Origin of the sequence: Salinibacillus kushneri, assembly GCF_900111405.1 — a bacterium.
Lineage (GTDB): Bacteria > Bacillota > Bacilli > Bacillales > Alkalibacillaceae > Salinibacillus > Salinibacillus kushneri.
The window spans coordinates 52,637-78,328 of record NZ_FOHJ01000014.1 but is presented as its reverse complement, the minus strand read 5'-3'; the positions used below and the strand labels follow the sequence as shown (position 1 = coordinate 78,328).

The 25,692-nt window shown below is 38.9% G+C and carries 27 protein-coding genes and 1 riboswitch; of the genes, 4 read left to right on the top strand and 23 right to left on the bottom strand.

What is annotated here, in order from left to right:
* Nucleotides 1–186 precede the first annotated feature (186 nt).
* Nucleotides 187–417 carry a hypothetical protein gene (locus BMX63_RS15975; RefSeq protein WP_093137371.1) on the bottom strand — a complete coding sequence of 77 codons (231 nt, stop codon included), beginning with the start codon at nt 415–417 and terminating at the stop codon, nt 187–189.
* 138 nt (nt 418–555) lie between these two features.
* Here BMX63_RS15975 and pdaB point away from each other — a divergent pair, with 138 nt between their 5' ends.
* Nucleotides 556–1,308: a polysaccharide deacetylase family sporulation protein PdaB gene (gene pdaB, locus BMX63_RS15970; protein ID WP_093137369.1), complete on the top strand. Its 753-nt coding sequence runs from the start codon at nt 556–558 to the stop codon at nt 1,306–1,308.
* A gap of 34 nt (nt 1,309–1,342) precedes the next feature.
* On the opposite strand, the gene BMX63_RS15965 is transcribed toward pdaB, so the two are convergent.
* Complete coding sequence (locus BMX63_RS15965) at nt 1,343–1,996, bottom strand: KinB-signaling pathway activation protein (RefSeq protein WP_093137367.1); 654 nt, start codon at nt 1,994–1,996, stop codon at nt 1,343–1,345.
* A gap of 146 nt (nt 1,997–2,142) precedes the next feature.
* Between BMX63_RS15965 and gerD the strand changes: the two genes are divergently transcribed.
* The gene (gene gerD, locus BMX63_RS15960; RefSeq protein ID WP_093137365.1) at nt 2,143–2,805 is read left to right on the top strand and encodes a spore germination lipoprotein GerD; all 663 of its coding nucleotides are present in this window, start codon (nt 2,143–2,145) and stop codon (nt 2,803–2,805) included.
* Nucleotides 2,806–2,896: 91 nt separating this feature from the next.
* Here gerD and BMX63_RS15955 read toward each other — a convergent pair whose 3' ends face one another.
* The 6 genes from BMX63_RS15955 to BMX63_RS15930 all read right to left on the bottom strand — a co-directional run bounded on the left by BMX63_RS15955 (nt 2,897) and on the right by BMX63_RS15930 (nt 9,499).
* Complete coding sequence (locus BMX63_RS15955) at nt 2,897–3,955, bottom strand: Mrp/NBP35 family ATP-binding protein (protein ID WP_093137364.1); 1,059 nt, start codon at nt 3,953–3,955, stop codon at nt 2,897–2,899.
* A gap of 93 nt (nt 3,956–4,048) precedes the next feature.
* On the bottom strand, nt 4,049–4,771 hold the full coding sequence (gene cwlD / locus BMX63_RS15950; RefSeq protein WP_093137362.1) for an N-acetylmuramoyl-L-alanine amidase CwlD: 723 nt from the start codon (nt 4,769–4,771) through the stop codon (nt 4,049–4,051).
* Nucleotides 4,772–4,957: 186 nt separating this feature from the next.
* Nucleotides 4,958–6,451 (bottom strand): aldehyde dehydrogenase family protein, encoded by a 1,494-nt coding sequence (locus tag BMX63_RS15945; protein ID WP_093137361.1) that lies wholly within the window; start codon nt 6,449–6,451, stop codon nt 4,958–4,960.
* Between the two features lie 531 nt (nt 6,452–6,982).
* Nucleotides 6,983–8,110, bottom strand: coding sequence for an MFS transporter (locus BMX63_RS15940; RefSeq protein ID WP_093137360.1), 1,128 nt, complete (start codon nt 8,108–8,110; stop codon nt 6,983–6,985).
* Nucleotides 8,111–8,219: 109 nt separating this feature from the next.
* Nucleotides 8,220–8,771, bottom strand: coding sequence for a TetR/AcrR family transcriptional regulator (locus BMX63_RS15935; RefSeq protein ID WP_093137358.1), 552 nt, complete (start codon nt 8,769–8,771; stop codon nt 8,220–8,222).
* A 281-nt stretch (nt 8,772–9,052) separates the two neighbouring features.
* Nucleotides 9,053–9,499 (bottom strand): JAB domain-containing protein, encoded by a 447-nt coding sequence (locus BMX63_RS15930; RefSeq protein WP_177167360.1) that lies wholly within the window; start codon nt 9,497–9,499, stop codon nt 9,053–9,055.
* A 473-nt stretch (nt 9,500–9,972) separates the two neighbouring features.
* Here BMX63_RS15930 and BMX63_RS18580 point away from each other — a divergent pair, with 473 nt between their 5' ends.
* Both BMX63_RS18580 and BMX63_RS18575 read left to right on the top strand, forming a co-directional pair.
* Complete coding sequence (locus BMX63_RS18580) at nt 9,973–10,482, top strand: site-specific integrase (RefSeq protein WP_245732859.1); 510 nt, start codon at nt 9,973–9,975, stop codon at nt 10,480–10,482.
* 34 nt (nt 10,483–10,516) lie between these two features.
* Nucleotides 10,517–10,819 carry a hypothetical protein gene (locus BMX63_RS18575; protein ID WP_245732858.1) on the top strand — a complete coding sequence of 101 codons (303 nt, stop codon included), beginning with the start codon at nt 10,517–10,519 and terminating at the stop codon, nt 10,817–10,819.
* Here BMX63_RS18575 and rpsI read toward each other — a convergent pair.
* The 15 genes from rpsI to purE all read right to left on the bottom strand — a co-directional run bounded on the left by rpsI (nt 10,808) and on the right by purE (nt 25,539).
* Nucleotides 10,808–11,200 carry a 30S ribosomal protein S9 gene (gene rpsI / locus BMX63_RS15915; RefSeq protein WP_093137357.1) on the bottom strand — a complete coding sequence of 131 codons (393 nt, stop codon included), beginning with the start codon at nt 11,198–11,200 and terminating at the stop codon, nt 10,808–10,810. The two genes, BMX63_RS18575 and rpsI, sit on opposite strands and share 12 nt — an antisense overlap.
* 20 nt (nt 11,201–11,220) lie before the next feature.
* The gene (gene rplM / locus BMX63_RS15910) at nt 11,221–11,658 is read right to left on the bottom strand and encodes a 50S ribosomal protein L13 (RefSeq protein ID WP_093137355.1); all 438 of its coding nucleotides are present in this window, start codon (nt 11,656–11,658) and stop codon (nt 11,221–11,223) included.
* 199 nt (nt 11,659–11,857) lie between these two features.
* Nucleotides 11,858–12,697, bottom strand: coding sequence for a bifunctional 5,10-methylenetetrahydrofolate dehydrogenase/5,10-methenyltetrahydrofolate cyclohydrolase (locus BMX63_RS15905; protein ID WP_093137353.1), 840 nt, complete (start codon nt 12,695–12,697; stop codon nt 11,858–11,860).
* Between the two features lie 77 nt (nt 12,698–12,774).
* A riboswitch (ZMP/ZTP riboswitch) is annotated at nt 12,775–12,857 on the bottom strand.
* A 12-nt stretch (nt 12,858–12,869) separates the two neighbouring features.
* Nucleotides 12,870–14,138, bottom strand: a complete 1,269-nt coding sequence (gene purD, locus BMX63_RS15900; RefSeq protein WP_093137352.1) for a phosphoribosylamine--glycine ligase — start codon at nt 14,136–14,138, stop codon at nt 12,870–12,872.
* A 20-nt stretch (nt 14,139–14,158) separates the two neighbouring features.
* Entirely contained in the window at nt 14,159–15,697 is a 1,539-nt protein-coding gene (gene purH / locus BMX63_RS15895; RefSeq protein ID WP_093137350.1) for a bifunctional phosphoribosylaminoimidazolecarboxamide formyltransferase/IMP cyclohydrolase, read from the bottom strand.
* A gap of 1 nt (nt 15,698) precedes the next feature.
* Nucleotides 15,699–16,274, bottom strand: coding sequence for a phosphoribosylglycinamide formyltransferase (gene purN, locus BMX63_RS15890; protein WP_093137349.1), 576 nt, complete (start codon nt 16,272–16,274; stop codon nt 15,699–15,701).
* Nucleotides 16,271–17,311, bottom strand: a complete 1,041-nt coding sequence (gene purM / locus BMX63_RS15885) for a phosphoribosylformylglycinamidine cyclo-ligase (RefSeq protein WP_093137347.1) — start codon at nt 17,309–17,311, stop codon at nt 16,271–16,273. Before purM ends, purN begins: the two co-directional genes overlap by 4 nt.
* Before the next feature lie 16 nt (nt 17,312–17,327).
* Entirely contained in the window at nt 17,328–18,749 is a 1,422-nt protein-coding gene (gene purF / locus BMX63_RS15880; RefSeq protein WP_093137345.1) for an amidophosphoribosyltransferase, read from the bottom strand.
* Nucleotides 18,734–20,956, bottom strand: a complete 2,223-nt coding sequence (gene purL, locus BMX63_RS15875; RefSeq protein WP_093137343.1) for a phosphoribosylformylglycinamidine synthase subunit PurL — start codon at nt 20,954–20,956, stop codon at nt 18,734–18,736. The genes purF and purL overlap by 16 nt, the downstream gene beginning before the upstream one ends.
* The gene (gene purQ, locus BMX63_RS15870; RefSeq protein WP_093137341.1) at nt 20,940–21,626 is read right to left on the bottom strand and encodes a phosphoribosylformylglycinamidine synthase subunit PurQ; all 687 of its coding nucleotides are present in this window, start codon (nt 21,624–21,626) and stop codon (nt 20,940–20,942) included. Before purQ ends, purL begins: the two co-directional genes overlap by 17 nt.
* Nucleotides 21,623–21,874: a phosphoribosylformylglycinamidine synthase subunit PurS gene (gene purS / locus BMX63_RS15865; RefSeq protein WP_093137339.1), complete on the bottom strand. Its 252-nt coding sequence runs from the start codon at nt 21,872–21,874 to the stop codon at nt 21,623–21,625. The genes purQ and purS overlap by 4 nt, the downstream gene beginning before the upstream one ends.
* Entirely contained in the window at nt 21,867–22,589 is a 723-nt protein-coding gene (gene purC, locus BMX63_RS15860) for a phosphoribosylaminoimidazolesuccinocarboxamide synthase (protein ID WP_093137337.1), read from the bottom strand. Before purC ends, purS begins: the two co-directional genes overlap by 8 nt.
* Nucleotides 22,590–22,610: 21 nt before the next feature.
* Complete coding sequence (gene purB / locus BMX63_RS15855) at nt 22,611–23,906, bottom strand: adenylosuccinate lyase (RefSeq protein WP_093137335.1); 1,296 nt, start codon at nt 23,904–23,906, stop codon at nt 22,611–22,613.
* On the bottom strand, nt 23,903–25,045 hold the full coding sequence (gene purK / locus BMX63_RS15850) for a 5-(carboxyamino)imidazole ribonucleotide synthase (protein ID WP_093137333.1): 1,143 nt from the start codon (nt 25,043–25,045) through the stop codon (nt 23,903–23,905). Before purK ends, purB begins: the two co-directional genes overlap by 4 nt.
* A 2-nt stretch (nt 25,046–25,047) precedes the next feature.
* The gene (purE, locus tag BMX63_RS15845; protein ID WP_093137331.1) at nt 25,048–25,539 is read right to left on the bottom strand and encodes a 5-(carboxyamino)imidazole ribonucleotide mutase; all 492 of its coding nucleotides are present in this window, start codon (nt 25,537–25,539) and stop codon (nt 25,048–25,050) included.
* Between the last annotated feature and the right edge of the window lie 153 nt (nt 25,540–25,692).

Genomic DNA, 25,692 nt, shown 5'->3' with positions numbered 1-25,692 from the left:
AAAATCAACAATAAGCTTTAACAAAGCCGAAAACTTTAAAAAAGATATATAAAGCCTGTTAATAAGCCGAGTAAAGAAAAGAATAACTATCAATTTACATTTATCTATAATTCCCTCTCTTTCAACTCCAAAAATGATTATAATATCTCAATAATAAAAGGGCCACTGGTAATTATAGGTTTCTTCTTAACCTAAATGACTGGAAAAATACTTTGATGGAATATACTTCATACACTCTGATTTATCCGCAAATCTTTTAAATAGTCGAAATAAAAGTTGATAGCGTTCCCTCATAGCCCTTTTCACAACATGATCAATATTTCTGCTATTCAAATCTAAAATAAGTTCTTCCATTTCTCTTTTTAATAAGTACTCAAATTCCTTCTTTTCCATTTCATTTAGTATAAATCCATACATCTACTTGTCTCCTCTTCTAATGTACTTATAGCTTCATCTTGTCCATTTTCGGAAATTTTATGAGGAGAGAAAGGCTTACATAACGACAGACTTCTATTCATATAATAACCTACACCGACCTATTAGGAGGGACAGTGGTTGAAAATCTATAGAAGTCATACACAAAAGCACTGGCTTATCATATTTATTACAGCCCTTTTCGCAGCCATATACCTGTTCGCTGAGACTACCAGCTCTTTTTCTGTCGTTTCCAAACCAAAAGAACCTAACGCTCTCATTAAAAGTGGACAAGAAGATTCAGACCAGGTTGCCCTCACTTTTAATATTAGTTGGGGACAGGAAAAAGTATATGACATTTTAGATATTCTAAAGGAACAAAACATTCATGCCACTTTTTTTGTTAGCGGAGAATGGGCAGAACGACACCCAAACATATTAGAGGAGATTGCTAAGGCAAATCACGAAATAGGAATGCTGGGATATCGTTATAAAAGCTACGTAAAGCAGGATATTGAAGAAGTAAGAAATGATATCCTGAAAGCCAGGGAAGTATTTCGTAAACTGGGCTACTCTGATATGAAGCTCTTAAGACCCCCAAGCGGCCATTTTAATGAAGAGGTATTAAAAACCGTTGATCAATTAGGATTAACTACAATCTACTGGAGTGTTAATCCAGACGATTGGAAAAACCCTGGCACGAAAAAAATCACGGACACAATTATGAAGGAAACATCGGGGGGAGATATCATCCTGCTTCATGCTTCTGATATTATTAAGCATACGGAATCAGCTCTTCAAGATACCATACCAAAACTTAAAAAAGACTTATCATTTGTTACCATTTCAGAATTAATTTCCAACAGTTCATCAGAAAGTAAGGAACTAAATTAAAAAAATAGCGGGGGATGGACAACTTCATCCCCTGCTATTTTGCTTTCGTAACCTTTTGTTTAGACTGCTTACGATTTATTGCTTTTCCTGGTTGTTGTTCTTCCGTTTTTACAATTCGATGAAGTTGTAATAATTGATATGTATTACACACCAATAACGGTACAATCATTAGCCACATCCAGTCGGTCTGGTTGGTTCTTAAAACAGGCACCCATTCAATCACAGTCACCACAACCATAAAGAAAACAGCCGGAAGAAAGGCGCTTTGATTCGTTTCCTTCGCTTTCACATAAGCCACGACCAAGCCATATCCCAATATAACAAGCGCAGTCAAAGCATACGGAATCACGCTCGCGTCTGAACCGGCATTTTGATAAGGAAAATAAATAAGGTCAAACAATACAAAAGCAAGTAAGATAACTTGAACAGGTCGCCAGAAATTGCGGAAAATACTTAACCCAAATTGATTAATAAATAGATACGCAAAAAATCCCGTTTGACTCACAACACTAAAAAGAAACCCTATACCCATAAACCATATTAATGCGCCAAATAGTTCCCATGCATTAAATGGATCCAAAAACATCGTGTATGAGTCAGATTTTACAAAAAAGCTCGTAATAATTGCAGCAATCGCTCCTAAAAATAAGGTTTTAAAGAATAGGTGAACCCACTTACGAGTTGTCACAACGTTTCCTCCTACCAATCACATTTTGTCCATTCTTTCGTATTTTAACATGTTTTCTCTAATTTTTCCTATTTACAAGACGTATAAATTCAAGGGTTATCCCCATATTAAAAAATAGGATGTCGGATTGAAGGAGAGATCCAACCATGGTGAAAAGATGGTTTCTTATATTACCTATTTTCTTATTTATAACCGCTTGTGGTGGTAATACAGGACAAACACAAGGGGATGCTGAGTATGAGACAACCAAAAAAATGCTGGTTGACATTATAAAAACCGATGAAGGAAAAAAGGCCCTTCAAGAAGTTCTAAGTGATGAAAAAATGAAACAGCAATTAGTTATGGATTCAGCTATGGTCAAAGACGCCATAAACAGTACCTTGACTTCTGATAAAGGAAAACAATTCTGGAGTAAGCTTTTTGAGGATCCCAAGTTTGTTAAAACCTATACAGAAGCAACAAAGGATTCCCAGGAAAAATTAATGAAAGGATTAATGAAGGACTCCGAATATCAGAAGTCAATGATGGACTTATTACAGAATCCCGAAATGACTGATACAATGCTTCAAACATTAAAAAGTCAGCAGTTCCGTGAGCATTTAGAAAAAACCATTCAGGAAACGTTAGAAAGCCCTCTTTTCAAAGCACAAATGAGTGAAATTCTCTTAAAAGCTGCTGAGGATATGCAAAAACAGCAAGGTGGCCAAAACCAAGGACAAACACAAGGCTCCGGCCAGGGCGGCGGAGGAGAAGGTAGCAGCGGCTCTGGTGGTGGCTCTGGTGGCGGAGGAACATCAGGAGGATCCTAAATGATTATCTGGTTGCTTTATTTATTGCTTCAGGAAATAATATAACCCTTGCTGGCACTATAACTGCCTGCAAGGGTCTTCCTCATTGTTTTTATTCATCAAATTTTTTCGTGATTTTATCCGCTATTTTTAAGAATATATTGCCCGTTGGATGATCCTTCTGGTATACACCTGGAGCAAATTCATCTTCCTCTTCATAAGGCTGCTGCAGCGGAAGACGCCCTAACACATCCGTTTTTAAGACTTCGGCCAGCTTGTCTCCACCGCCTTGTCCAAACACATATTCTTTTTGGCCTGTAAGGGTACTTTCAAAATAGGCCATATTTTCAATAACTCCCAATATCTCATGTTCTGTTTTTAACGCCATTTGACCAGCACGCGCTGCAACAAATGCCGCTGTAGGATGTGGGGTTGTTACAATAAGCTCTTTGGAAGATGGAAGCATGGAATGGACATCCAGAGCCATATCCCCTGTACCAGGAGGGAGATCAAGGAGTAAGTAATCAAGATCGCCCCACTCCACCTCTTTAAAGAAGCTTGTCAGCATTTTTCCTAACATTGGACCTCTCCAGATAATGGGGGAGTTATCCTCAACGAAAAAGCCCATAGATACAATTTTTACACCAAATCGTTCAACGGGAATAATCTTTTCACCACGTACTTGAGGGCGATTTTCTACTCCCATCATATCCGGTACACTAAAACCGTAAATGTCAGCATCGACAATCCCGACTTTCTTACCTAAGCGGGCAAGAGCAACCGCTAAGTTTACGGTTACTGTAGACTTCCCTACACCACCTTTACCACTTGCAACAGAGATAAAATTAACATCATCCTGACCACCTAACAACTCAGCTTCTTTACTCTTTTTCGCGGCTCCTTCATATTTTTGCATAACTTCATCCGGAAGTTTCGAAAATCGTAACCCTACAGTAGCCGCTCCTTCTTTTTTTAATGCGTTTACAATTTCCTGTTGAAGCTGCATTTGTTCAGCGGAATTCGGATTACCAATCGCAAGCTTTAAGCTAACATGGTTTTTTTCCTCTTTAATGGTAATCTCCTGTATAGCCCCTGTTTCTTCAAAAGTTCTATGTAAATATGGATCTTTAAATGGCTTTAGAATTTCAATAACTTCTGCCTTTGATAGCATTTTGCCACCGTCCTTTGCTAGTATTTACCTAAGACAAGTATAACACATATTACTGGAATTCTAAGTAATATACATTTCATGATATCATAAAAATTATGATTCTTCTGGATATTCTTCCTCTGTTGTGTACCGTAAAATTCCTTCATAAATGGATGCAGCCATTTTTTGCTGATAGTCATCGGTTTTTAATAAATCTCGCTCATGTGGATTTGACAAAAATCCAATCTCCACTAATGCTGCTGGTTTTCCCGTATTCTTTAACACATATATATTATCCACTGCCTGTGCTTTCCGTGTAGTGTTATCTAAATTACGACGAATCTCACTTTGAATAAATTTCGCCAAATGCGCACTCTTCTTTACTGATGGATGATAAAAGGTTTGCGCACCGGACCATCTTGTTTGTGGAATCGCATTTAAATGAATGCTTAGAAACAAATCTGGATTCTTTTCTTTTACAAATTGAACCCGTTTCCGAATATCCTCAGATTTTCGTTTAGAAAGACCCTTTGTTTCTTCAGCTGCCAGATCATAGTCACCTTCTCTTGTTAAGTAAACCAATGCTCCCGCTTCCTGTAAATAATCTCTTAAATATTTTACAGTACTTAAAGCAATATCCTTTTCCAATGAATCATCCTTACCTACCGCACCACCGTCTACCCCGCCATGACCGGGATCTAATACAACTACCTTGCCAGACAATGGGAGAGAGAATTTTTCTCCTGTCTCTTGGGTTGTAGCTGGGTAACGTAATAATACAATAAGAACAATTAGACCTAATAGCCATAATAACCGATATACATGCTTTCTATTCATACGATTTCCTCCCCATATTCCCGCTCGTTAAACTATATGGGACAAGGAGTAGAAATATGCAGTGAATAGATATCTTTGATGTGTCCAGGTAAATTTCCTGTACGGTGGGAAATTCAATCATTTCCAACCGACTGTAAAAAAACAAACCGCCCCAAAGGACGGCTTGTTACTTTTAAAAATTTATGTTTACTGCTTAAAGAACGGAAAGAAACGGTCTTCTTCTTGAACACTAATCCATTTTACAGTTGTGAATTTCTCAATGGCCCACTCTCCGCCGAAGCGACCAACACCGGAGCCTTTTTCACCACCGAAGGCGACATGCGCTTCTTCATTGACAGACTGGTCATTGACATGAATCATACCTGTTTCAATCTGTTTTGCAACCTTGACGCCATGGTGAATATCTCCACTAAATACAGCACCACTTAAACCATAAGGAGAATCGTTCGCAATCCGAATTGCATCTTGTTCATCTGCAGCCTTAATTACAGATGATACTGGACCAAACATTTCATTTTGTGCAACGGGCATATCATTGGTTACGTCGGCAAGAATGGTTGGATCAAGAACATTACCCTCAGCTTGTCCACCAATGACTACCCTTGCACCTTTTGCCTGACTGGATTCAATTTCTTGTTGGATTCTCTTCACTTCACTATGATTAATTAAAGGCCCAACTGCTGTATCAGCATCAGATGGATCCCCTGCTTTTAATTGGCTAACTTTTTCCCTAAATGTTTCGATGAATTCATCATAAATACCAGCGTCCACGACAACACGATTTAGGGACATACAAATTTGCCCCTGATGTAAATAAGAACCGAAAGCTGCTGCCTCTGCTGCGCGTTCAATGTCTGCATCATTCAGTACAATTAGTACGTTATTCCCTCCTAATTCCAGTGCTACTTCTTTTAATGTTCGCCCTGCTATTTCCCCTATTCTGCGTCCTACTTCTGTTGAGCCTGTAAAAGATACGAGCTTTGGAACTGGATGTTCTACAATCGCATCCCCGATTTCCGAGCCTTTCCCCACAATGACACTTAGCACTCCTTTTGGTAACCCTGCCTGTTCGAAGATATCTGCTAATAGAAAACCTGAAGTAATAGGTGTAGCAGATGCAGGTTTTAAAACAACGCTGTTACCTGTTGCTAGTGCAGGGGCGACTGAGCGCATCGTTAGGACTAAAGGAAAATTCCATGGACAGATTACAGTCACTACACCTTTGGCAGACCGATAAACGCGGTTTTCCTTTCCAGGGACATTGGATGGTAAAATCGAGCCTGTCATCCGAAATGGAAAAGATGAGGCCTCTTTTAAAGTGGTTACCGTTGCGCCCCACTCAATTTCCGCTTTGACTCTTGTACTACCTGACTCCTTTATCAACCAATCAATGACTTCTTCCTTTCGTTCAATAAATATCTGTGCCGCTTTTTCCATTACTTCCTGTTTTTCCCCAGGAAGTTTATCCTCCCATGCCTCTTGGGCATCTTTAGCCGTCTCATAAGCATGATTCAGATCCTCTTCTGAAGCACCTTTTATTTCATTAATGGCTTCTTCTGTATATGGATCCGAATTTGTTATAACGCTATTGCTCGAACCTTCTACCCACTCACCAGCTATGAATTGTTTTGTGTATTTATTCAACCTGTTCACTTCCTTTTTAAGTGGTTTCCTCTTCATTTTTAACATTAATCCACAGTTATATTTATATCAAATTATTTGCTTTCTATTTTGTAACCTATCAGCTTTTTGTCTTAACTATATCTCGGCGTATTTCACCCGCTTGTTAGCACGCTATCAACGAATTCACTTTTTAAAAACAACGATCTTTTAGAAAACAGCCTTTCTTTAAATATAAAAAAGCTCCCAAACCAAAAGGTCTGAGAGCCTTGAAACGTAAAATATATGAACGTTTTGAGAAATATCTAGATAATTTTTAAGTGTACCTAATCCATGAAAATCCATTTATATCAACGTTTTAGGAATTGTTATATGGATAAAAATGCATGAAAAGGGATTGAAGTTGACATTACTTGAACCAATTTACACCAACATGATGGATGTTAGTTGAATACATTTTGTTAATAAAAAAATTCTCCTAAATTTTAGTCTTCGATACACTGCCTTGTATAAAATAGTGTATATTTAAAGTCTTTTTATCATGGAGCTTATTCAAGTAAAATACCCTCTAATGGAAGATACGAAGTCAGGTTATTTAATTGGATTTTGTTTAAATAATAAGGTTACATACCCAATTATAGAAGCCCCTACAAAAAGAGATTGATATCCTAATATATCAGCGATTACCCCAGAAAATATGGACCCCATTGCCTGACCAAGTGCAAGTACTAAGAAAGGGATACCTAGTCCAAATGATGGGTTAGTCTTAAACACGGAAATCCCCCATACTATTAAAACCCCTGTCATGAAAATATAAGAGCTTCCAAATAGAACTGGTGAAAGGAACCCCATTATATTGTTACTATGATAAATTCCTAGGATAAGGGAAGAGGTTGAAAGTGCTAATACTGAAATCCTATAAGCACTCGTTAAACCAAACTTATTTATAAACACACCAGCAGTTCCTCCTAGTAAACCTGCAACTCCAATAATTACCCAAAACCACTCTCCTAGGTATGTAGGAACACTATTTAAGTTTAACATAAAGTTTCTTGAGAATGTCCAATAGGCCGAGCAGGATATCCCTATAAATATAGATGCAATAATTAGTGGGATAGAGTTTTTCCATTCCTTTTTAGAGTGGTTAACCGTCACTTTCTTTTCTAAAGTTCGATGTTTTGGAAGTACTTTATAATTAATGAGAAGCACAAAAATAGCAATGACCATAAATATTAAATACGTTTCTCTCCAACTATCAGCCATAATGATAGCAATTGCGCCAGTAAAAGCTGTTCCAATACTTGTACCAGAATTAATCCATGAATTAGTCTGATTCTGTAACCTTGTTTCTACATTAGCGCTGACAATATCAGCGTATGGCGGCGATGATAACCCTGTACTTAGCCCTGCCAGAAATATACCTAAACCTAGTACTACCGGATTAGAAGAAATGGAGATTATACCCAAACCAATAATCGATGATAATCCAGCTACCATAAGCATAGATCTTGGAGTAACCTTATTAGAACATACCATTGCAAATAATATTGCTATACAATAAGCAATGTATGATAAAGACGAGATTAAACCACTAGTGGATTGATCCATATTAATCGTTTCGTTAATATATGGAAGCATTAGGCCATAACTAAATCGAGACAAACCATAAGTCACGGCAATCATAGGCATGCCCACTACTATTAATTTTTTTGCATTCATATAGCTTGCTCCTTTTATGCATAACGTTCATTATAATAATTAAATAAAAAATATATAGGGAACAGTGTAAAAATGTATTAGACACTATTCACTCCCTATATCCTATAAATTATTCGGAAACCTGAATACTAATTGCTAAATCTTTAGAAGTCTTCTTAACCTCTTCTAACTCCAGTATTTGAGCCATAGATGTTAATCCCTCTAGAATAATAAATAATTGCATACCAAAAGATTCTGAAGCGCGAAAAAGTTGCAAATCATTTTCAATTTTATTTAAGAGTGTTTTTTTATGCTCTTTACTTAGTGCAGAAATTTCTTCATTTACACTTTCATATTCTTGCTTCGCTCTCAAGAATAAACAACCATTAAAACCATCAGTTTCTATCCAATTAAGGTGTTCTTTAATTAGCGACTCTACATACTGATTAATACCATTCTCCTTGTTGATTTTGGACTCTAACGATTGAAAATATTCTTTTTCTCTTCGAATTAATATTTCTTTGATTACATCTTCCTTTGATTGAAAATGATAATACATGGTCATTGGTGCGACCCCGGCTTGGTCCAATATACTTTTCACACCGGTTGCATGAAAGCCGTACTTATAAAATAATTTTTCAGCTGTATTCAATATAGCCTCTCTTTTCGGTGACTTTTTCACGAAAACACCCCTTTTGTACTGAACGGTCATTATAAATTGTAGCATATCATTTATCTTATAGCAAAAAAGATTATATTTAAAGCCAATATAAAGAAAGATTCACTTCGAAATATGAAATTTCAAAACGAGCTAAGTGTACATTATAGCGTATAGAAAGGGTTTATCTTTACAGTAATCCTCTTTCAATTAACCTGCTTCGGTAATTGAACAAGCTTTGAGAATTTTATTGAATAAAAGTACTTCAATATACAATAAATTTATACCCTAATAATCCATTATCTCTAATAAATATAACCTCTTTCTTTCAGGCTAGTAAAACTGTTATCACTATTTACTACTAAGTGATCAAGCACTTCGATGCCTAGTAACTTTCCAGCATCGACTAAACTCTTTGTAACATTACTATCTTCCATCGATGGTTTTATGTCACCACTGGGATGCTGATGTGCAACAATAACACTTGATGCATTATTAAGTATTGCTGATTTAAACACCTCGCGTGGATGTACAATCGAGGAATTCAACGAGCCAACATGACAACGTTGAACTGCAACAACATTGTTTTTCGTGTTTAAACACATGACAAAAAACACTTCACGATCATCACAACCAATAAAGCGAGATGCTATCTTTGCTCCGTCTTCTGGACTACGAATAATGTAGTTGACTCCCTCATCTGCCTCTCGAATAATTTGTTCAATGTGTACAATCTCTAAAATGGTTTCCACCTAGATCAACCTCTCTAATTTTTTTGACCTTTTTGGTCACCATATAGAGAATTTCCGAATCGATTAATGTTAAGCGGCGTAAGTAGCAAAGCTATCAAGTGATTCGTATATGTTTTGGGGAAGCCCAATGAATTAGGGTGCGTTAAAAGCGTTAATTGCTTTCTACGCACCCTTATCCTACTTGGCTGACTCATAACATCCGAAGAACGAAGACCCTTTACTCAATCGATAATTCGTCTCTGCATTACAGACGAATTAGAAGATTATAATTGGGAGAGCTGAAAAGGAAAAACACTGTAAGTACACGAACCACTTAAACTTTGAAATTAAACTGTATCCACTGTTTGTTGAACAAATATGAATCAAATATCTTCTCGATTCCTGATGATCTTATGGTAGTTACTTTGCTTGTTAATTGGTCAATTCGCAATAAATTGTGGTTTGGTCTATTTTTTTCTCTGCATTATTATTTGATGACAAAGCGAATCAGAAGACATATTAAAGACGCAAGATTTGAAGATGAACGCGAATTTGATAATCGTTTAGTTACTTTACCAACAATCAAGATAACATTTGATGATAATCGAACAAGAAAGTCTGGAAAAGTTTTCATCAATAATACAATTAAATTCGACAAGAAACTTGAAGCTATGCGGATTGATTCAGCTTTAAAAGGTTACGTAAGTGAGCGCAAGTACTTATCTAAAGATCGTGACTGGTATATTTACGAATTTTATTCAGTTGATTCACATAAACAACTAAAGATTAAATCAGCAAGTGACTTGATTGATAGGAAGCGATATGAAGAAGAATTTAACTTACTTGTATTACTTGCATTAGAAACGGGGATGCGACGTGGAGAACTACTAGCAATACGCCCAGAGAGTCTTTATGAATACGGAATAAAAGCGAGACATTCCATCAGTCCTACTTCTGATGACACTTCGTTAAAGACACAAAATGTAAAACGATGTTTCTATTAACAAAGAAGTATATAACCTCATTCGTAAAATTCCTGTGAAAGAGAATGGTTATATTTTCAGTTTTGGCGGTTTTAAACAGTCGGAACAATTAACGGAGTTATTGAAGAAATTAGATATTAAGAAAACAACTTTTCACGGTTTAAGAGGTACGCATGCATCATTTTTATTTGCTCAAGCAAAATTATTATCTAGAATTAATGCCAGAAAAAAAGCACCAGCAAGATGCCGATGCTTTAAATCTGTTAAATGCTTTATAAGATTAACGTTAATTTGCACCAACTTGCACCAAAAAATCTTTGCAAACGTTGGTATATCAATAATCCTATTAACGTTTTGAGAACTGTGGTGCGCGACGTGCTGCTTTAAGACCGTATTTCTTACGCTCTTTCTCACGAGCATCACGAGTTAGAAGACCGGCACGTTTAAGTGAAGAACGATATTCTGGATCTGCTTCAAGCAATGCACGAGCAATACCTAGACGGATTGCACCTGCTTGACCAGTAAATCCTCCACCATCAACATTTGCCAACACATCATAGCTACCTTGTGTTTCAGTAACTTCTAATGGTTGGTTTAAAATACGACGTAGTGTTTCATATGGGAAGTAATCTTCCGCATCACGTTTATTCACAACTACTTTACCAGTACCAGGAACGAGACGAACACGAGCTACGGAGCTTTTACGACGTCCTGTACCGTAGTATTGTACTTCAGCCACTCTAGTCAACCTCCTTAAAATTACCCACGAAGTTCATAAACTTCTGGTTTTTGTGCTTGGTGAGTGTGTTCAGGTCCTTCAAATACATGAAGTTTTTTAATCATTTTACGACCTAATTTGTTCTTAGGCAGCATACCTGAAACGGTAATTTCGATCATTCTTTCTGCATAATCATTACGCATTTCGTTAGCGCTGCGGGCTTTAAGCCCACCAGGATAATTTGAATGGCGGTAATACATTTTATCAGAAAGTTTTTTTCCAGTTAGGTTTATTTTATTAGCGTTCACGATGATAACATGATCACCGGTATCTACATGCGGTGTGTATGTTGGTTTATGCTTTCCGCGAAGAATAGCGGCAACTTCACTAGCCAAACGACCAAGAGTTTGTCCTTCCGCATCAACAACATACCATTTGCGATCAACGTTTTGATCATTCGCCATGAATGTTGTACGCATGTTGGTTTCCCTCCTAATTTTCAATCATTCAAATGCTTTTTTCACTTTTATTCATTATCTCAACACGAATAGTTCCGGGGCTAATCGTGGTTCTGAAATAAAATGCCATAGATAATATTATAATAGCTGTAGTGTGAATGTCAAGGTGAATTCCTAGATAAAACCTTCTTTTCTTCCCCACTTCTAAAGAAAAATCCTATCAGATATTTCCCTTTGCAGTCTTCCATTCAGCTGAAAGAACCGTATGTTTAAGTAACATTGAAATGGTCACAGGACCCACTCCTCCAGGAACTGGTGTGATTGCACCTGCCTTCTCAACACAAGAATCATAATCAACATCACCAATATTTCCTTTATTATACCCTGCATCAAGAATAACCGCACCCTGTTTCACCCAGTTTCCTTGGACAAAGCTTGGTTTTCCAACGGCAGCAATTACAATATCTGCCTGTTGTATGACTTCAGGTAAGTTTTCTGTTTTGGAATGGCACATAGTAACCGTTGCATTCCGATTCAGTAACATCATGGAAACCGGCTTTCCTAAGATTGGACTTCTGCCAATAACGACAGCACGCTTTCCTTCGACAGGAATGTGATAAAAGTCAATCATTTCTAAAATAGCAGCAGGCGTACAGCTTGGAAATTTCCCAAAGTTAAAAGCGGTTTGACCGAAGCCCTCACTGGTTACCCCATCTACATCTTTCTCTATCGCTATTGTATCAAAAGCTAAACGTTCATCAATGTGATTGGGGACAGGATGTTGTAGTAAAATACCATGAACCGTTTCGTCCTCGTTCAATTTTTCGATTTGATCCAACAATTGTTCTGTTGTCGTTTCCTCTGGTAAATGAATTTGCTTTGAATCAATGCCTAGCCGCTCACAGGCATTCCCTTTCATCTTTACATAGGTTTTCGATGATGAGTCACTCCCAACAAGAATCGTTGCTAAACAAGGAGTAATCCCTTGTTCTTCCAGTGCGGCAACTCTTGGTTTTAATGAGTCCTTAACCGACTGAGCTACGTGTCTTCCATCTAGTATCGACTAATTTTCCATTATGTACCTCCTATAAAATCTGTTGGCTGTTAATAAATGAAAAAATCAAAAAAGGCTTTATAAGCCTCCGCCCAAACGACCGGCGTCATAAACACGCAGCTCCCCTATGGTTCATTCCATTAAGTCGTCAGTAACTGCGCTCGTTATTTTTAAATGTTTACCTTTGAAATACAAGGGCTTTCGCAGCAATATCCCTACGATAAAACACATCACCCGATTTTAATTTTTTCAGTTCTTCATAAATCTGCTCCTGCGCTTGTTGTAAGGTATCATCCATACGGGCTAGCAATAACACCCTGCCGCCATTTGTAAGAAACCCCTCCGCAGATTTTTTCGTGCCAGCATGAAAGACAAACGTATCCTCCCTTATCGTTTCTAATCCAATGATAGGCTTTTCTTTTTCATATGTACCAGGATAGCCCCGAGAAGCTAAAACCACTCCGACAATAGCTTGATCGGACCACACAAGCTCTACCGAATCCTCTTTATGTAACAATGATTCGATTACTTCAAACAAATCACTCTGTAGCCGTGGGAGAATCACTTGCGCTTCTGGATCACCAAATCGTGCATTAAACTCAATAGCTTTAGGCCCTTTCTTCGTTGCAATTAATCCCCCATACAATATACCTGTAAAGGGCGTTCCTTCATTTACTAATGCCTCTGCTGCAGGTTTTAATATTCGATCTATCGCAACTTGTACTATTTGTGCTGAAACTTGTGGTACTGGGGAATAAGCCCCCATACCGCCTGTATTTGGTCCTTGATCTTTTTCATAGGCTCGTTTGTGATCTTGAGAGAGAACCATCGGATATACATGCGTACCGTTTACAAAAGCCATTAATGAAAATTCTTCCCCTTCTAAAAATTCTTCCACCACAACTTTTTGGCTTGCATATCCAAACTGGCCCTGATTCATAAATTGATCTAATGCATCCATAGCCTCTTTTAAAGTCATCGCCACGATTACCCCTTTTCCAGCTGCCAAACCATCCGCTTTTATCACAATTGGGGCACCCTGCTTTTCCACATAGGCTTTCGCTTTTTCATAGTCAGTAAACGTTTCAGATAAACCAGTTGGAATTTGGTACTTTTGCATAATTTTTTTGGCGTAGGATTTACTCCCTTCTATGAAGGCAGCTTCCTTCGTCGGACCAAAAACCGTTAATCCTGCTTCATGAAAACGATTGACAATTCCATCTAATAGGGGGGCTTCCGGACCAACAAAAGTAAGATCTATCTTTTTCTTCTTGGCGAATCGAACTAAATTTTCCTGATCAGACTCCTCAATAGATATACACTCCGCAACATCTGTCATCCCATCATTACCAGGAGCGACAAATACTGTATCTACCTTTGAACTTTGTGAAAATTTCCAGGCCACCACATGTTCCCGTCCACCTTTTCCAATGACAAGAACCTTCAATTTTACGCACCTCTATTCTATTAATGTTTAAAGTGACGCACACCAGTAAAGACCATCGCTATTCCATATTCATCACATTTTTTTATTGAATCTTCATCACGAATAGAGCCCCCAGGCTGAATGATTGCGGTAATGCCTGCTTTGGCAGCTGCTTCAACGGTATCATCCATTGGAAAAAAGGCATCAGAAGCAAGACTTGCTCCTTTCGCTTTTTCACCTGCTTGTTCTATTGCGATTTCAGCAGCACCAACACGGTTCATTTGACCTGCACCAACCCCAATAGTCATTTGATCTTTTGCTAATAAAATGGCATTCGATTTTACGTGCTTTACAACCTGCCAAGCTAACTTTAAATCATTCCACTCTTCATCTGTTGGTCCTCGTTTTGTCGGAATCGAAATCGTTGCATCATCAAACGAATACATATCCTCATCTTGCACTAAAAGACCACCATGAACAGATGTAAGCTTTTGTCTGATTTCCTGATTCTCTGCCTGTTCAATAGTTAAAAGTCGGAGGTTTTTCTTACTTGTTAATACCTTTAAGGCCTCTTCTGTAAAGGATGGTGCAATAATAATCTCTAAGAAAATTTCTTTCATTTTTAATGCTGCCGACTCATCAATTTCCCTATTTGTCGCAATAATTCCCCCAAAAATAGATTTAGAGTCAGCCTCGTATGCTCGGTCATATGCTTGTTCGACCGTTTCACCAACACCAACACCACAAGGATTCATATGTTTCACTGCTACTACTGCTGGTTTCTTAAATTCCTTTACCATGGACAATGCTGCATCTGCATCATGGATGTTGTTATAGGAGAGTTCTTTTCCATTCCATTGTTTAGCCGATGCGATAGAAGAAGCGACAGGTAGTGTCTCCTGATAAAATGTTGCACTTTGATGCGGATTCTCCCCGTATCGTAAATCTTGTCTTTTTTCATAGGTAATGGTTAAGGTTTCTGGAGATTTGTGATTGATTTCCCTGGTTAAATATTGAGCAATTAAAGCATCATAATGAGCTGTATGACGAAATACTTTCGCAGCAAATTCCTTCTTTACTTCAGTTGAAACCTCACCGTGGGCATCCAGTTCACTTATTACCTTCTTATAGTCTTTGGGATCGACTACAACCGTAACATCTCTATGGTTTTTTGCAGCGGAACGAAGCATAGTCGGACCACCAATATCAATGTTTTCAATCGCGTCTGCAAAGGTGACATCTGGATTGGAAATCGTTTCTTTAAAGGGATATAGATTAACAACTACATAGTCAATCATGCCAATATGTAAGTTTTCCAGCTGTTTTTGATGGGCTTCATGATCACGAATGGCTAATAACCCTGCATGAACAGCTGGATGTAAGGTTTTTACCCGGCCGTCTAAAATTTCTGGAAAATCTGTTATATCAGAAATTCCCCTCACATCTACACCATTTTCCTTAAGAAGCTTTTGGGTACCCCCAGTTGAGATAATCTCAATCCCGTGTGCTTGAAGTGATTGTGCAAATTCACTAATTCCTTCTTTGTTTGATACACTAATTAACGCTCTTTTTTGATTCATTTCACACACTCTCCTTTTCACTAGACAGGCACAAATCCTGAATGACTTTTGGGTATAAGTGATGCTCTATTTCATGGATTTTTTGTTGTAAAGTTACCCTTGAATCCTCCTGATGTACATAAATTGGTTCTTGAGCAATAATTGGACCGGTATCCATTCCCTCATCAACAAAATGGACCGTCACCCCTGTCACTTTCACATTTTTGTCCAACGCCTGACCAATAGCGTCTTTACCTGGAAAGGCAGGTAACAGGGAAGGATGAATATTAACAATCTTTCCTTCATAGGCTGACAAAATGGTAGGTCCAATTAACCGCATATAACCTGCTAGCACAATGAAATCCACTTGATAAGCGAAAAGCTGTTGAATGATTTCTTTTTCAAAAACTTCCTTCTTTACATATGATTTCGGTTGAAACACACAAGTAGGGATGTCTGCTTTATTACCCCGCTCGATAACTTTAGCTTTCGGCTGATCACAAACAAGTAAAACGACTTCATAAGCAACTTGATTTTCATCGACAATCGACTGAAAATTTGAACCACTGCCAGATGCAAATACGGCAATTCTTTTCATACTGATCTCCTTCCGACAAATTGAACACCCATTTCGTCTGTCACCTCTCCTATGATAAAAGCTTTGTTACCACTTGAGACTAGCTGCTCCTGGACGTCTTCGGCTATATCTGGTTTTACACTTACCACCATTCCAATCCCCATATTAAACACACTAAACATATCCTGTTCCAAAAGATTTCCTGTCCTTTTGATAAAGTCAAAAATGACGGGTACTTCCCATGCATTTTGATCAATCTTCACCCCTAATCCTTGAGGCAACATGCGAGGAATATTTTCATAAAATCCGCCACCAGTTATATGGGCGATGCCATCAATAGAATATTGGTTTAATAGATTGAGAATGGGTTTTACATAAATTCGAGTCGGTTCCAGTAATGCTTCTCCAAGTGTTTTTTCCAATCTGGAGTGGTATTCATTTAGGTGAAGTTGCTCTTCATCCAGTAATACCTTTCTTACCAAAGAAAACCCATTGCTGTGTATTCCATTTGACCCTAATCCAATTAATAGATCACCCTTTTTGATGGAATCTCCGGAAATCATGTTCGATTTTTCTGCTGCCCCCACAGCAAAGCCTGCCATGTCATACTCTTCATCTCCATACATACCCGGCATTTCTGCTGTTTCACCGCCAATTAATGCGCAGCCTGCTTGTAAGCATCCATCCACAATTCCCTTAATAATTTGTTCAATTTTCCACGGTTCGGTTTTACCTAATGCTAAATAATCGAGAAAGTAAAGAGGGGTAGCTCCTTGTGCAACGATATCATTGACACACATTGCGACAAGATCCACTCCAATCGTATCATGCTTATCCAGTTGAAAAGCTATTTTAAGCTTTGTACCAACTCCATCTGTTCCGGAAACTAAAACTGGTTCCTTCATATCTAAGTTAGAAAGGTCGAACATGCCCCCGAATCCCCCAACATGTCCAATGACCTCTGGACGAACCGTTTTCTGAATATGTTTTTTCATTCGATGAACCGATTCATACCCCGCTTCTATATTCACACCTGACTGCTTATAAGCTTCTACCATCAACTAGGCTCTCCTTTTATATGAGACTTATCTTTTCATGTGGGCGTACAGTATGATCATGAATCTCAGTTGGGTAATTCCCCGTAAAGCAAGCGAGACATTGCCCGCAATTTTTCATAGAACTTGGCCTTCCAATAGCCTCTAACATCCCATCAATCGATAAATAAGAGAGGCTATCAGCGCCAATTAATTGACATATTTCTGCTACGTTGCGTTTTGCTGCAATTAATTCTCCAGCCGATGATGTATCAATGCCATAATAACAAGGATTCGTAATAGGCGGTGAACTAATACGGACATGCACCTCTTTAGCGCCTGCTTCCCTTAGCATACTGACAATTTTTTTCGATGTAGTTCCCCTTACAATAGAATCATCGACCATCACGACTCGTTTTCCTTCCACAATCTTTCGAACAGGAGAAAGCTTCATTTGTACTCCTTTTTCGCGTAATTCCTGGGATGGCTTAATAAACGTTCTGCCTACATAGCGATTCTTAATTAGACCTAATTCATAGGGGGTGTTTGATTCTTCTGCAAAACCAATGGCAGCGGAAATACTTGAATCAGGAACTCCTGTAACGACATCTGCCTCTACAAATGCTTCTTTAGCTAATTGTTTCCCAAGCATTTTACGAGTAGAGTGAATGTTTAAACCATCTACATTACTATCGGGCCTTGCAAAGTAAACATATTCCATCGAACATAGCGCTCGTTCTGTCTGTTTAGTGTAATATTCTGACCTGATTCCTTCGTCATCAATAATGACCATCTCTCCTGGCTCTACTTCTCGAACATACTCTGCACCAATTACATCGAAAGCACACGTTTCGGATGCAACAGCCCAGGCTCCATCTATTTTTCCTAAGGAAAGAGGACGCATCCCTAATGGGTCTAAGGCCGCAATCATTTGATCCTCCGTCATGATCAAGAAAGCAAACGCACCTTCCAGCATAGGTAAAGATTGTTTTATTTGATCTTTAAATGATAAGCTATTATGCTTTCGTATTAAATGAGCAAGCACTTCGGTATCCGATGATGTTTGAAATATACTTCCATCCCTCTCCAATTGTTCACGCATGGCTATAGCATTGGTTAAATTTCCATTATGAGCTAAGGCTAAAGAATGTGTATGTGTTTTAAAAAACAAGGGCTGGACATTTTCATAGCCACCCCCACCTGCAGTAGAATAACGGACATGACCAATAGATGCACTGCCAGATAACGTTTTTAGCAAATCCTCATGAAAGACTTCCGTGACTAACCCTTCCCCTTTTACCTGCTGCATATGAACTTGATCTGATATAACCATTCCTGCTCCTTCTTGGCCTCTATGCTGCATGCTATGTAAACTATAATAGGTTAACTGTATAGCCTCTGGATGTCCAAATACACCAAAAACGCCACATTCCTCGTTTAATCCCGTCATTTCAGCAAGCATGGAATAGCTCCTTTCCAAGCATTGGTTAGTTCCGCAACAGAAGCACGTAAGACCATGTTATTTTCTTGATCCGTGATCTCCATTGTATCGGTACTTGTTACTTCCCCAATGCATTTTGCATCTTGTATGATTTGTTCAAACGCCTCTTTCTGACTTGGGTGAACGGACACAATAAAACGAGACTGCGTTTCACTAAACAATTCAGAAGTGGTTTCCTTTCCAATAGTCACCTTTGCCCCTAGTGACTTCGTATCAATAAGACATTCGGCTAAAGCAACTGCAAATCCGCCTTCCGCTATATCATGAGCAGAAGCTACTGTTTGAGCTTTGATGGCTTTAAGAATCTCGTTCTGCCTTTTTACTTCCACATCCAAGTCAATGCTTGGTGCCTTCCCTTCGTATTCACCATATAGCAAGTGTTGAAGTTCGCTTCCACCAAATTCCTTCTGAGCATCTCCGATAACATAGATGAGGTCTCCATCCGTTTTAAAGGGTTGTGTTGTAACCTGATTTATGTTCTTGATAAGGCCAACCATTCCAATAACAGGAGTTGGATAAATCGCTTCCCCATTCGTTTCATTATAAAGGGAAACATTCCCGCCAATTACGGGGGTATCCAACAAAGTGCAAGCCTCACTAATTCCCTTTGTTGCTTGTTCTAATTGCCAGAAAATCTCCGGTTTCTCAGGATTTCCAAAATTTATTCCGTCGGTAATGGCCAAAGGCTCTCCACCAGAGCAGACAATATTTCGAGCCGCTTCTGCCACTGCAATTTTCCCGCCTGTTTCTGGATCAAGATAGAGATACCTGGAATTACAATCCGTTGTCATAGCTAACGCTTTTTGTGTTCCACGGATACGTAATACAGCAGCATCCGAACCAGGAGCTACTACTGTACTTGTACGGACCATGTAATCGTATTGATCATATACCCACTCTTTACTAGCGATAGTCGGTTGCTTTAATAAACGAATTAAGGTTTCTTTACAATTGATTACATCAGGAAGGCTACCTTCTAATGATTGCATTTCCCGGAAGAAAGCTGGTTCCTTTGATGGAAGATGATAAACGGGAGCATCTTCTGCCAGGGCATCAACTGGAACATCTGCAACAACTTCTCCCTTATGATATAGGCGAAATTGCTTATCATCTGTAACCACTCCAACTGCTTTTGCTTCTAAGTCATACTGCTTAAATAAATCTATAACCTCTTTTTCTCTTCCTTTTTTAATAACCACTAACATTCGCTCTTGGGATTCAGAAAGCATCATTTCATAGGGTGTCATATTAGGTTCACGTTGTGGGACTTCATCTAAATCTAATTCAATCCCCGTTCCTGCTTTACTAGCCATTTCACTTGCTGAAGAGGTTAATCCCGCTGCTCCCATATCCTGAATACCAACAAGTGCATCTGATGCTATTAATTGTAAACAAGCTTCTATTAATAACTTCTCCATGAATGGGTCACCTACTTGGACAGCAGGTCGATCCTCCCCCGACTGATCGGTCAATTCATCAGATGCAAAGGTAGCACCGTGTATACCATCACAGCCTGTTGACGCACCAACATACATGACCGTATTACCAATTCCTTTCGCCCTTCCTTTTTGAATATCTTCCTGATTAATTAGCCCAACACACATGGCATTTACGAGAGGATTCCCTTTATAACAATCATCAAATTGAACCTCCCCACCAACAGTTGGAATCCCAATACAATTTCCATAACCTCCAATCCCTGCCACTACTTCTTCAAACAAATACTTTCCTTTGGGTGTGTCAAGGTTTCCGAAACGAAGGGAGTTGAGCAAGGCGATAGGTCGTGCTCCCATAGAAAAAATATCTCGTATGATTCCTCCTACACCAGTAGCTGCTCCTTGATAAGGTTCAATTGCGGATGGATGGTTATGACTTTCTATTTTAAAGACCACCGCTTGCCCATCATCAATGTCTACTATTCCAGCTCCTTCACCTGGGCCTTGTAGAATTCGTTCCCCATTAGTTGGAAAATTTTTTAGAATGGGTTTTGATGTTTTGTAACTGCAATGTTCAGACCACATAACAGAGAATAATCCGGTTTCTGTATAATTAGGGGTTCTCCCCAGAATTTCGGTGATTTTGTTAAATTCCTCATCACTTAATCCCATTTGTAAATAAAGCTTTTGGTCTTTAATCTCTAAAGTATTTGGCTCAAGAAGTAACGACATGGTTTTCCCTCCAGAGTATTAAAATAGATTGAAATAACCGAATCCCATCTTTACTACCTAGTAATGAATCAACTGCCCGTTCAGGATGCGGCATCATACCAAGTACATTTCCTCTCTTATTCATAATTCCTGCAATGTCATCTTTAGAACCGTTCGGGTTATGACCATCATAACGGAAAACGATTTGATTATTCTTTATCATTTCCTCCCAAGTCGTATCATCACATTCGTAATTTCCATCTCCATGCGCTATAGGGATAACAATGCTTTCACCAGACTCATATTGATTCGTAAACATGGTCTTGTTATTTTCAACGCGAAGTTTTACATTTCGGCACATGAACTTTACATCTCGATTTTGTTTCATAGCTCCTGGTAAAAGACCGGACTCTAATAAAATTTGGAACCCATTACATACCCCTAACACGGGCTTCCCTTCGTCAGCCGCTTCTTGTACGGCTTTCATGATTGGAGCAAAACGAGCGATTGCACCAGAACGCAAATAATCTCCATAGGAAAATCCCCCTGGTAAGAGGATGGCATCAAATGAAGATAAATCGTACTCCGAATGAGGGACAAATACTGCCTCTTCCCCTAATTCATCTTGAATAGCATGAAACATATCTACATCACAATTAGATCCTGGAAAAACAACCACTGCAAACTTCATTGGCCAACTACCTCCTCCATCTCATAGCGATAATCTTCAATGACAGGATTGGCAAGCAGCCGTTGACACATTTCTTCTACTTTGGATCCAACATTTTCACTTTTCTCCATAATAAGCTCCATATATTTACCAACACGTACATCTTGCACTTGATCATAATCCATTGTGTGAAGAGCTTTTTCGACGGCCTTACCTTGTGGGTCTAGTACACCTTGTTTTAATGTGACATAAACTTTTATCTTATACATGCTGGTTCACCTCCTTTAGACGTTGTAAAATTTCAGCATACGCATCCGTTAAACTACCGATTCCCCTTCTAAACACATCTTTATCTAATTTTTGATTGGTTGCTATATCCCACAACCTGCATGTATCCGGAGATATTTCGTCTGCCAGGAGAAGTTTACCTTCATGATCAATACCAAATTCTAACTTAAAATCAACTAACCTAACATCGCACTTATTAAAGTAATTTATCAAAATATCGTTAATATTCCGTGCCATCTTTCGTATTTGTAAGATTTCATCCTGTGAAGCGATATTTAATATGTTCATATGATCCTCGTTAATTAATGGATCCCCCAAGTCATCATCTTTGTAATAAAATTCTAAGACTGGTTTCGATAAAACCGTTCCTTCCTCTATTCCCATTCTTCTGGAAAGGCTTCCTGCAACGACATTCCTTACTACTACTTCAATAGGTATTATTTTTGTTTCTCGGACAAGCTGTTCCGTTTTAGAAAATTGTTTTACAAAATGAGTCGGAATCTTATAATGCTGAAGCAGTTGAAAAATCAACGATGAAATTTCGTTATTGTAACGACCTTTTCCATTAATTGTAGCTTTCTTTTCGGCATTAAACGCAGTCGCACTGTCTTTGTATTCAACCCATAAAACACCTTCTTGATCTGTTTGATATAATCGCTTTGCTTTCCCCTCATAGACCAATTGCTGCTTTACCATTCGCCATCTCTCCCTTTAGATTCAATCAATACCTAAGCGAGCAAATATTCTATCTACATTCTTCAAATGGTGTTGATGATTAAAACACTCCTCTATCTCTTCCTCTGAGAGTAACGAGGTAATTTGCTTTGATTGCTTTACTAATCCCTTGAATGTCTTCTGGTCGTGCCAGGCCTCCATCGCAAGTGGTTGCACAATATCATAGGCTTCTTCTCGAACCATTCCCTTATTTACAAGTCCAAGTAGCACACGCTGGGAATATATCAATCCATAAGTATGATCCATATTTTGCTTCATATTTTGATCAAACACGGTTAAATTCTTTATAATGTTTCCGAATCGATGAAGCATGTAATCAATCGCAATCGTCACATCTGGAATAATGATTCGCTCAGCAGAAGAATGTGATATATCCCGTTCATGCCAAAGGGGTACATTTTCATAACTAGTAAGCATATATCCTCGTATAACCCGTGCCATTCCGGTCATATTTTCAGAACCAATCGGGTTTCGTTTATGGGGCATGGCCGATGAACCTTTTTGTCCCTTAGCAAAAAACTCTTCTACTTCCCGTGTTTCACTCTTTTGAAGCGCTCGAATTTCGACTGCCATTTTTTCAATAGAGGTAGCTATCAAAGCTAGTGTCCCTATATAATGAGCATGACGATCACGTTGCAGCGTTTGGGTGGAAATAGGAGCATACTTTAAACCCAGCCTATCGCAAACGTATTCTTCAACGAATGGATCAATATTCGCGTAGGTACCAACTGCTCCGGACATTTTCCCGACCTCCATTTGGTCGCAAGCTTGATTAAATCGTTCCATGTTTCGTTTCATTTCTTCATACCAAAGGGCTAATTTCAACCCGAACGTTGTTGGTTCGGCATGGACTCCATGTGTTCTTCCCATTTGCACAGTATATTTATACTTTTTAGCTTTTTCTTTCAGTATCTCTAAAAAGGCAGTCAGTTTTTTACGTATTAAACCATTAGCTTGCTTGATGAGATAAGATAGGGCTGTGTCAACTACATCTGTTGAAGTTAATCCATAATGAATCCACTTCCTTTCTTCTCCTAATGTTTCAGAAACGGCTCTCGTAAACGCCACCACATCATGCCGCGTCTCCTCTTCCATGGCTAAAATACGATTCACACTGAAAGAAGCACGTTCTCGAATCAGCTCGACATCTTTCGTTGGTATTTCCCCAAGTTCTGCCCAAGCTTCACAGGCTAATATTTCAACCTCTAACCAAGCTTTATATTTATTGTCATCCCTCCATATAGCCCCCATTTCCGGACGGGTATAGCGGTCAATCATAACGTAGCCCCCTGTTTCATTTCCTGCCATATTTGCATAGCTGAAATGTTTTCTAAAATCGTTCCATGATCCTTACCGATGAAATTTATATGACCCATTTTACGTTTTCGTTTCGCTTCGCCTTTGCCATATAAATGAACATGACAGCCATTCATTTGTGGAATTGCGGTTAAGGTTTTCGCTAAATGTTCGCCCAATATATTCATCATCACAACAGGTGTACGTATTGCTGTAGATCCTAATGGCCAATTGCATATGGCACGAATATGCTGCTGAAATTGCGTAGTTTCGCAGGCATTTAATGTATAATGACCAGAGTTATGAGGCCTTGGGGCTAATTCATTTATATATATCTTTGCATCTGATGTTAGAAACATTTCCACACCAAGTGTTCCAACCATATCCAGTGATTCAGCTAAATTTTTGGCTGTGGTTCCAGCCAGTTCCCTAGTGTTAGCGTCGATTTGAGCCGGTACAATCGTTTGAATCAAGATGTGTTCTTTATGTGTATTTTCCCCGACCGGAAACGTCTTCAATTCTCCATCCCGATTTCGATGAACGATAACAGAAAGCTCTTTTTCAAACGGGATAAACTGTTCGAGAATACATGGACCCTTTTGAAGCAAGGTCACTGCTTTCTTCAAATCCGCTTCCGTGTGAATCATGATTTGGCCTTTCCCGTCATAACCACCAGTCCTTGTTTTTAATACAGCTGGTATCCCCATCTTTTCCACCGCTTGCTTTACATCTGTTTCTGAATTAACAAGATGGTAATAAACAGGCTTTCCTCCACTTTGTTCAATGGCACGTTTTTCATTTGCTCGGTCCTGTGTCACCTCAATAAGACTGCTGCCTTGAGGGAGATTAGCGTTTTGCTCAAGCCATAAGAGCACCCTATAATCGATATTCTCAAATTCATATGTAATCACATCACTTATGTTTGCAAGTTGTCGTGCCGCTTCCATGTCATGGTATGGAGCAACGATTTCAAAATCGGCTATTTGACCGGTTGGCGAGTTCTCCTTTGGATCTAATACAGCGACTTTATACCCCATCTCTTTTGCTGCAATGGCCATCATTCTTCCGAGTTGACCTCCACCAATAATTCCAATCGTACTATCTGGTAAAATCATATCCATATTTATAACTCCTCACTACTTTCCTCTACTTGTTCCTTCATTTGTTCACGACGTTTTACTAACTTCGTATCCATTTCTTTATATTGCGTTGCTAATATCTGACAAGCTAGTAATCCTGCATTTATAGATCCCGCTTTCCCTATTGCAACCGTCGCAACCGGGACTCCTCCAGGCATCTGAGCAATGGAAAGAAGCGAATCAAGCCCATTGAGAGCCTTTGATTGAACAGGTACACCTATTACGGGTAAAGTTGTCTTAGCTGCTACCATCCCTGGTAAATGGGCCGCCCCGCCCGCACCTGCAATAATGACCTTTATCCCTCTTTCTTTTGCAGACTCCGCATATCGAAACATCCGATTCGGTGTACGGTGAGCAGATACAACTTTCTTTTCAAAAGGTACCTGACATTCATCTAATATTCTGCAGGCATGCTCCATCGTTTCCCAATCGGATACACTTCCCATAATCACACCAACTAAAGGGCCATTCTCCATGTGAAATCATCTCCTCATTAAAAAAGTGCAGACTGCTTCTACGAGAGAAAGCAGTCTGCACCCTGTTGTTCTACACTACGCCTTTAAAAAATTCATCTCTTCTATAACGAATGTGGAAGCTTTTTTATACGAGCTTCCTATTAAGGAATACAT

Bases quoted from the DNA above. Each gene is read 5' to 3' on its own strand.
- BMX63_RS18580 (WP_245732859.1), top strand. From the start codon at position 9,973: ATGACAAAGCGAATCAGAAGACATATTAAAGACGCAAGATTTGAAGAT.
- purN (WP_093137349.1), bottom strand. From the start codon at position 16,274: ATGAAAAGAATTGCCGTATTTGCATCTGGCAGTGGTTCAAATTTTCAG.
- purH (WP_093137350.1), bottom strand. From the start codon at position 15,697: ATGAATCAAAAAAGAGCGTTAATTAGTGTATCAAACAAAGAAGGAATT.
- purB (WP_093137335.1), bottom strand. From the start codon at position 23,906: ATGATTGACCGCTATACCCGTCCGGAAATGGGGGCTATATGGAGGGAT.
- purE (WP_093137331.1), bottom strand. From the start codon at position 25,539: ATGGAGAATGGCCCTTTAGTTGGTGTGATTATGGGAAGTGTATCCGAT.
- cwlD (WP_093137362.1), bottom strand. From the start codon at position 4,771: ATGAATAGAAAGCATGTATATCGGTTATTATGGCTATTAGGTCTAATT.
- purQ (WP_093137341.1), bottom strand. From the start codon at position 21,626: ATGAAGTTTGCAGTGGTTGTTTTTCCAGGATCTAATTGTGATGTAGAT.
- rplM (WP_093137355.1), bottom strand. From the start codon at position 11,658: ATGCGTACAACATTCATGGCGAATGATCAAAACGTTGATCGCAAATGG.
- BMX63_RS15955 (WP_093137364.1), bottom strand. From the start codon at position 3,955: ATGCTATCAAAGGCAGAAGTTATTGAAATTCTAAAGCCATTTAAAGAT.
- gerD (WP_093137365.1), top strand. From the start codon at position 2,143: ATGGTGAAAAGATGGTTTCTTATATTACCTATTTTCTTATTTATAACC.
- BMX63_RS15940 (WP_093137360.1), bottom strand. From the start codon at position 8,110: ATGAATGCAAAAAAATTAATAGTAGTGGGCATGCCTATGATTGCCGTG.
- BMX63_RS15975 (WP_093137371.1), bottom strand. From the start codon at position 417: ATGTATGGATTTATACTAAATGAAATGGAAAAGAAGGAATTTGAGTAC.
- purK (WP_093137333.1), bottom strand. From the start codon at position 25,045: ATGGATATGATTTTACCAGATAGTACGATTGGAATTATTGGTGGAGGT.
- purF (WP_093137345.1), bottom strand. From the start codon at position 18,749: ATGCTTGCTGAAATGACGGGATTAAACGAGGAATGTGGCGTTTTTGGT.
- purS (WP_093137339.1), bottom strand. From the start codon at position 21,874: ATGTATAAGATAAAAGTTTATGTCACATTAAAACAAGGTGTACTAGAC.
- BMX63_RS15945 (WP_093137361.1), bottom strand. From the start codon at position 6,451: ATGAAGAGGAAACCACTTAAAAAGGAAGTGAACAGGTTGAATAAATAC.
- purC (WP_093137337.1), bottom strand. From the start codon at position 22,589: ATGGTAAAGCAGCAATTGGTCTATGAGGGGAAAGCAAAGCGATTATAT.
- purM (WP_093137347.1), bottom strand. From the start codon at position 17,311: ATGGTAGAAGCTTATAAGCAGTCAGGTGTGAATATAGAAGCGGGGTAT.
- purL (WP_093137343.1), bottom strand. From the start codon at position 20,956: ATGTCGTTACTTCTTGAGCCAAATACTTTAGAGATTAAAGACCAAAAG.